Source organism: Pinirhizobacter sp. (assembly GCF_035317885.1).
In the GTDB taxonomy this organism is placed as follows: Bacteria; Pseudomonadota; Gammaproteobacteria; order Xanthomonadales; family Rhodanobacteraceae; genus Pinirhizobacter.
In genome coordinates this window covers 1-6,653 of record NZ_DATHFX010000365.1, presented here as the reverse complement: position 1 = coordinate 6,653, position 6,653 = coordinate 1, and the positions used below count along the sequence as shown (strand labels likewise).

At 61.6% G+C, this 6,653-nt stretch carries 5 protein-coding genes and 1 pseudogene; 2 read left to right on the top strand and 4 right to left on the bottom strand.

Annotated elements, in window-relative coordinates; genetic code table 11:
- Window positions 1-175 precede the first annotated feature (175 nt).
- Together VK519_RS12040 and VK519_RS12035 are read right to left on the bottom strand one after the other, a co-directional pair.
- The gene (locus VK519_RS12040; RefSeq protein WP_324350077.1) at window positions 176-1,348 is read right to left on the bottom strand and encodes an acyltransferase family protein; all 1,173 of its coding nucleotides are present in this window, start codon (window positions 1,346-1,348) and stop codon (window positions 176-178) included.
- A 9-nt stretch (window positions 1,349-1,357) separates the two neighbouring features.
- Window positions 1,358-2,911, bottom strand: a complete 1,554-nt coding sequence (locus tag VK519_RS12035; protein ID WP_324350075.1) for a Na+/H+ antiporter — start codon at window positions 2,909-2,911, stop codon at window positions 1,358-1,360.
- Window positions 2,912-3,119: 208 nt separating this feature from the next.
- Here VK519_RS12035 and VK519_RS12030 point away from each other — a divergent pair, with 208 nt between their 5' ends.
- Entirely contained in the window at window positions 3,120-4,865 is a 1,746-nt protein-coding gene (locus tag VK519_RS12030) for an FAD-dependent oxidoreductase (protein WP_324350073.1), read from the top strand.
- On the opposite strand, the gene VK519_RS12025 is transcribed toward VK519_RS12030, so the two are convergent.
- Together VK519_RS12025 and VK519_RS12020 are read right to left on the bottom strand one after the other, a co-directional pair.
- Window positions 4,840-5,295: a hypothetical protein gene (locus tag VK519_RS12025; RefSeq protein ID WP_324350071.1), complete on the bottom strand. Its 456-nt coding sequence runs from the start codon at window positions 5,293-5,295 to the stop codon at window positions 4,840-4,842. The two genes, VK519_RS12030 and VK519_RS12025, sit on opposite strands and share 26 nt — an antisense overlap.
- A 21-nt stretch (window positions 5,296-5,316) precedes the next feature.
- The gene (locus VK519_RS12020; protein WP_324350069.1) at window positions 5,317-6,066 is read right to left on the bottom strand and encodes a hypothetical protein; all 750 of its coding nucleotides are present in this window, start codon (window positions 6,064-6,066) and stop codon (window positions 5,317-5,319) included.
- 365 nt (window positions 6,067-6,431) lie between these two features.
- Here VK519_RS12020 and VK519_RS12015 point away from each other — a divergent pair.
- Window positions 6,432-6,653 (top strand): annotated as a pseudogene (locus tag VK519_RS12015) (SOS response-associated peptidase family protein); the annotation flags it as partial.

The following is a 6,653-nucleotide window of genomic DNA, read 5'->3' as shown; positions in this document are numbered from 1 at the left end:
TCATCGGTGCGGACGGTGCCGATCACGCGATGGCCGACGGCCAGGGCTTCGCGGGAAAGTGCCAGGCCGAAGCCACTGCTGACGCCGGTGATGAAAAAGGTCTTGTTAGGCATGGATGGCCTCCTGATCGTGAACTCAATCGATTGTTCGTAAGGCCGCCGTTGGGAGTGTTCCGCTATGGCGTCGTTACAGAGTTGAGGTCACCCGGTGGAACGCGCATGCGCTTGCCCAGAAAGCGCTTCGCGAGCCAGACGCGGACGGGCTCGTCGTAGAGCTTGAGGCAGGCGTAGGCCAACGTAATGGCGGCGATAACCAGCAAAATGCCGTATCCCACGCCTTCCGCAACTGTCGGATGATGCGACGCGGCCCACTGGGTGTAGATGTAGATCAGTGGGTAGTGGGTGATGTAAATCGGATAGGACAATTCCCCAAAGAAGCGCGCAAGGCGGCTGGAAAAGCCCTGCTGTTCGCCCGCGCCTGCGCCGATGGCAACAATGATGGGGAAGACGATGATGACGCATACCGCCTCAAACACACCGTTCATCCACAGGTGCCCTGCTCCTCCAATGCGCGGCACGCAAAACACGCCGATCAACATCGCGCTGCAAACGGCAAAAGCACCCGGAACGCGGACGGTCTTGCCAAGGCGCATCAGCAGCATGCCGGCCATGAAGGGAAAGAGCATGCGACCAAAGCCAATGTGCAACTGGGTCGCATTGACGGACCAGCCACCAATGAGGTCACCGCCCTTGCCAAACACAGCCACCTCGACGAGCAGGCACGCGGCAAGGAAGGTCAGCAAAGAGAGCACGCGGATCGGCAGCCGGCGCAAGACCAGGGCGTAAAGGATGTTGGCGATGTACTCGAAAAACAGTGACCAGGCCGGCCCGTCGAGCGGATGCATCTCATCCCAGCCCCGGATATCCATCGACGGCGGAACGGGCAGCAACGTGTAGCCGATGAGCATCACGGCAATGACCTTGATCACACTGGTCTTTTCAATGATTGGAAAAGCATCGCCAGCCTGCAGGTAATACAGCAGCGCACCGACGGTCATGCCCATGATGACCATGGGCTGCAGGCGAATCAGCCGGCGTTTGTAAAAATCCCAGACCGATAATTGCCCCCAGCGATCGTCATAGGCATAGGCAATGACAAATCCGGAGAGCAGGAAGAAGAAGTCGACGGCAAGGTAGCCGTGGTTTATCGGCTGCGTCAGCGGATGGTTGGGGGAGTACGCTTCGAAGGTGTGGAAGATAACCACCATGAGTGCGGCAACACCGCGAAGGCCGTCGAGCAGTTGGTAATGGCTTTTGGGGGCGGATGCCGCAGCAATATGATTAGTCATCAAGATTTCCTAGTCTCCACGCTGGAGGATAATGCGAAGTTCCTCTACATCCAAATCGCGCTCGAGCTCATGAAGCACTTCATCTTCAATCAGCCCAGCGCGGTGGATGCGAATCAGCTCGGTGCGTCCCGCGGCAATGGCAATCAGGACGACGTCGAAATGGGTTCGAACGCCTTCCATGAACGTGTCCGCGTCTTCGGCGTATCGCGTCGTGATTTCCGAGCGCTTGCGATACTCCTCTAACAGGCGGGGATGGATCAACGTGCCGTCTGGCGCGTAGGCGTGCACTTCGACAGCCTCGGCCATGGCACGGGCAATGGCCGCCTCCGATGCGGGCAGATGCATCTTCGCCAAGGGATCCTGATCAACCGGCCGAATCCGGTTAATGAGCCAGCCCAAGCTTGTCCCCTGCACGACAACGGTGGCGAAGATCACGGCAAACGCGGTAACCAGCATCAGATCCCGGCCTGGCATGGACTCCGGCAATGTAAGCGCCACCGCCAGCGTGACGACGCCCCGCATGCCGGCCCAGCTCAGCACCGTTGCCTGCCGCACCCCCAGCGGCCGGGCGCGCTTCAACCCCATGCCGCGGAGCGCTGCGAGCAGGCCGTCGACGCCAAAGACCCAGACGAAGCGCGTCACCGTGACGGTCAACAAGACACCAAGCACGGGAATGGCCATCCTGGTGTAGACGGCCTCGATCCCGCCGATACGATCCAGCACGCCGCGCAGCGAGAAACCGATAAGGATGAAGACGAGGGCTTCCAGGACAAAAACCACGGTTTCCCAGAACGCGCTGCCGCGAAGCCGAACCTGCGCCGGGAAGATGACATGCTGATACCAGCCCAGTACAAGGCCCGCTGTAACCGTAGCTATTACGCCAGAGACATGGGCTGCCTCGCCGACGATATAAGCGACCCAGCACATGAGCGTGCTGACCATGACGATCAGCGTGTGATCGCCCAGGCGACGAACGACGAAGATCCAGGCCCCCGCAACGGCAAGGCCGGCAACGATCCCGCCGACGGCCAGGAAAAGGAAGCTGGAGACAGCTGCACCAGCATCAAACATGCCGCTGAGCGTTGCCGCGACGGCGAAGCGAAAAAGCACCAGACCGGTTGCATCATTGAGCAGGCTTTCCCCTTCCAGCAGCGCCGACAGGCGACGGGGAAGCTTCACTCGCTGAAGCACGGCGCGCGCCGACACGGCATCCGGTGGCGACATGATCGCCCCGAGGGCAAAGCAGGCAGCCCACGGAAGTCCGGGGGCGAGCCAATGGGTCACCACACCCACCCCCAGCGTGGTAAACACAACCGCGCCGACGGCGAGCAACAGTATCCCCGGAAGGTGCCGCCGGAAGCGGCCGAAAGCCGTGAAGTACGCCCCATCCATCAGCAAAGGTGGGAGGAAAAGCACCAGGATCAGCGCCGGATCGAGCGTGAACGACGGCAGCCTGGGTACAAACGCAAGCGCGCCACCACCCACGAGCAAGGCCGTCGCCGGCGGCAGGCCCAAGCGTCGGGCCGCCCAATGCAAGGCGACCACAACGGCGAGCAGAACCAATACAAGTTCAAATGTCTCGACTGAATGCAATGGCCTGCCCCCGAAAATTCATCAGGTCGATATTAAACACTGTCACGCGACGTTCGGGTCCACCCCACTTGTCCCAGCCGACCCGCAATTCGTCCCCGAATCGGCGTTTTCCGCCCCTGTGCGGGAGACAGTAGCGTCAGACCCTCGCACCATGGGCGACATCTCACGGAGGATACCCATGGATCGTCGCACTGTGCTGAAAGCCGCCCTCGCCCTGCCCCTCTTGCCGCTCGCCGCCAAAGTGGACGCATTCGTCACTGGCGACGGCCGCTGGCTGAAACGCGGTGCCGCCGGCTGGCCCACCGATGCCGACTGGGAATCCTTGAACCGCCAGGTCGGGGGCCGCCTGTCGATCCCGAGGAACCCGCTGCTGGACCCGGCCACCCGGGAAGAAGCGCTGGCCCATATTGGCAACCAGTTCTACGTGGGCGACCAGCCGGGCCTTACCCAGACTGGCGCGTATTACCGCGCATGGACCTCCACCCCCAGCGCGCGGGTGCTCGCGGCCGAGAGTGCCCAGGACATCGCGACCGCCATCACCTGGGCACGCAAGCACCGGGTGCGGCTGGCGATCCGTGGCGGCGGCCACAGCTACCTCGGCGCCTCCAACGCTGCGGACTCGCTGCTTCTGTGGACCCGGCGCATGAATTCGGTTGAGCTGGTGGATGCGTTTGTCCCGCAGGGCGCCAGGCCAGGCGCAGGTGCGCTGCCAGCCGTCCACGTCGGTGCCGGCGCCATGTGGATCGATGCCTATCATGCTGTGACGACCGTCGGCGGCCGTTACGTGCAGGGCGGGGGCTGCACGACAGTGGGCTGTGCGGGGTTCACCAACGGTGGCGGATTTGGCAGCCTATCGAAGGGCTTTGGTACGGGGGCGTCAAACCTGCTGGAGGCCGAGGTGGTCACGGCCGACGGAAAGATACGGGTGGTCAACGCCTTCCAGGATCCCGAGCTGTTTTGGGCCCTGAAGGGTGGCGGCGGTGGGAGCTTCGGCGTCATCACGCGCCTGACCTTCCGTACCCACGACCTGCCCAAGTCCATCGGTGCTGCGAAGGGGCGCCTTGAGGCGGATAGCGACAAGGCCTTCTCCACGCTCGTCGCCCAGGTACTGCGCCAGTTCCGCGACAAACTGTGCAACCCGAACTGGGGCGAGGTCATGGAATTCCATGGCGATCGCCACATCGACATTTCGATGGTGTTCCAGGGCTTGAGCGACGATGAGGCAAAGGCGGCGTGGCAGCCATTGCTGGACTGGGTAGCCGCGCGGCCGGAGTACACATGGGTGAAGCCGTTCTGGGTGCGAGGCATACCGGCGCGGCACACCTGGGACCTGGGCTTCTACCAAAAGAACGGCCTGGACTTCGCCGCTCCCGATGACCGCCCGGGAGCGCCGGCTTATCACATGATGTGGGCGGGTGACAAAGAGCAGGTAGGCGCATATATCCATGCCTACACCTCGGCGTGGCTGCCCTCACGACTGCTGCAGGACGGGAACCTGCAAACCCTGGTTACCGCCATCATCGAGGCGTCGCGCGAACAGGGGTTCGCTCTCCATTTCAACAAGGGGCTGTTCGGCGCATCCCCGGAGACGCTGGCCCGGGCACGCGATACCGCCATGAATCCCCAGGTACTCGATGCCTTCGCCCTGGCCATTATCGCCACCGGTGGACCGGCGGTGTTTGAAGGTCTACCCGGCGCTCATCGGGACGAAGTCAAGGCCAGACAGGGGGACGCCGACGTGCGGAAGTCGTACGCCCGTCTGACCGAGGTCGCTCCCGGCGCGGGGGCCTATTTCTCGGAGAGTGATTTCTTCCAGAAGGACTACAAGAAGGCCTACTGGGGTACGAACGTTGGCCGCCTGGCAGCGGCCAAGCGCAGATACGACCCGGATGGCACTTTCACGGTGCGAAACGGTATCGCTTGAGCCACGCAATCGTACCCATACACAGTAGATAGAGATAAAACGTCTCTGGCGACGTTAGAAGCACGACGATCATTAGGCCGTGGACGTAGTTAGGTTGGGGAGAGAGCCCCACGATGGTGCTGAAAGCGAAAATATAGGAAATAACGGCCGGTGTTCCAAAGAAAAGCCAGGCAAACGCCAAGGCCCAACCCTTGAAGCTGCCTCCCGCGATTCCCTCATACATTCGGCCTCTGCCGCGAATAACCCCGATGGGGTCACAGTTGTTCGGCATGGGTTCCACCGGGCTCAGGCGCTCGATGTTGCGGATCCCTTTCACTACGTCCGGGTCATCGTGTTTCGCGACCTGGTCGTATTCCCTGAGGGGCATCAACGAATCGTTTGGATCGTCCACGACGAAGCGCTGACTACCGACCAGAATTACTCGTAACATCTTGCCCTCCCCCGAGGCCAGTCAACTTGAGGGAGTCTGGCACGGGGTTGGTGCGGCAGCCAAGTCTGGCGATTTGCTGAAATAGCGTTGATATTCCTGGACGGCCCACGCATTCGCGTTGGCAATCTGTGCCGGGGCAAGCTGCTGAGCTGCTTCGTCGGCGTCCTGTTTAACGGACTGGGCGTAGCTACCCTTGGCTGCGTACTGCAGCAAGCGATTGGCGCGGTAGGCCGTAAATTGGCTTCCCATCATCGGCAGACTCGCCATCATGCCGCCGCCATGGTTGAGGCTTTCGACGGGCGTTGCAAGGAGCGCTACAACCCGCCAGTCGCCACGTGCGAGCCCCGCTTGAAGATAGGCGCGCGCGTCGGCTGTGTAGCGGCTGATTTCATCTTTGTCGGTCAGGTCGAAATTGCCATTGGCAAAACACACCTGAGCGTCGAGATCCCCTGCCTTCGCGGCTGCATCCACTGCTTTGTAATACTGTCGATCGAGGGCCACGGGATCCGCCGTGCAATATGCCTGGCGCGCAGTTGCGGCTTGCATCGCCCTTGCCGACGCTGCAACCTCTGCGCTGCACAGCCGGTAACCCGCGGCATCAGCTTTTTTTGCCTCGCAACGATCTATCACCGTCTGATCTATCGCAAGTTCGGTCGCCGCTGCGCGACACTTCTGTACGTCATGAAAGACATTGGACAACGTGGCGGTATTCGCCGGTGTTGTAGGGGCCGTGGAGTCGCCGAGGTCCTTGTGGTCAACGGCCGAGGACATGGGGCCGCCGGGCCTCGCCGGCAGAAGTGCAGGGCCGGAAGCCGACGCCCCTACTCCCACAATATCCGCCGCTTGCACAAGGCGATGTCCCGTATATACGCCGGTGAGAACCGCCGCGGTGCCGAGGGTCACAATCCACTTGTGTTTGACCAACATATGGATGCCTCGCAGGTTCGTCTCAAACCGGTGGAGACCAATATGGCACAGAGTTCCACTGGCCAAACGGTATAGCAAATCAACCTCGGCTAGCCCTCAACTTACGCGTACGATTTACCCATGTGCACCCCCATGGCCTAACAAACTTGTGCTACTCAGCGCAGATCTGGTCCGACTACCGCAAATTCACGAAGGTGTTCGGTGCTGCCATGAGCATCCGGCGCTTCGTTGAACTGTTTTGGGAGAAGCGGCAGGGCAGCGACTGGACGAAGATCCCCAAGGCGATGAAGGCGGCCTTTGCCCAGCCCCAGACCGATGATGAGCGCGAGATCGCCAGGATCATCGCCGACGCCGACCGCAACCAGGCCAATGTCCTGGAAGCGGAGATGTTCGCGCAGAAGACGCGCCTGGCCGGCGCCGAACGCACGCTG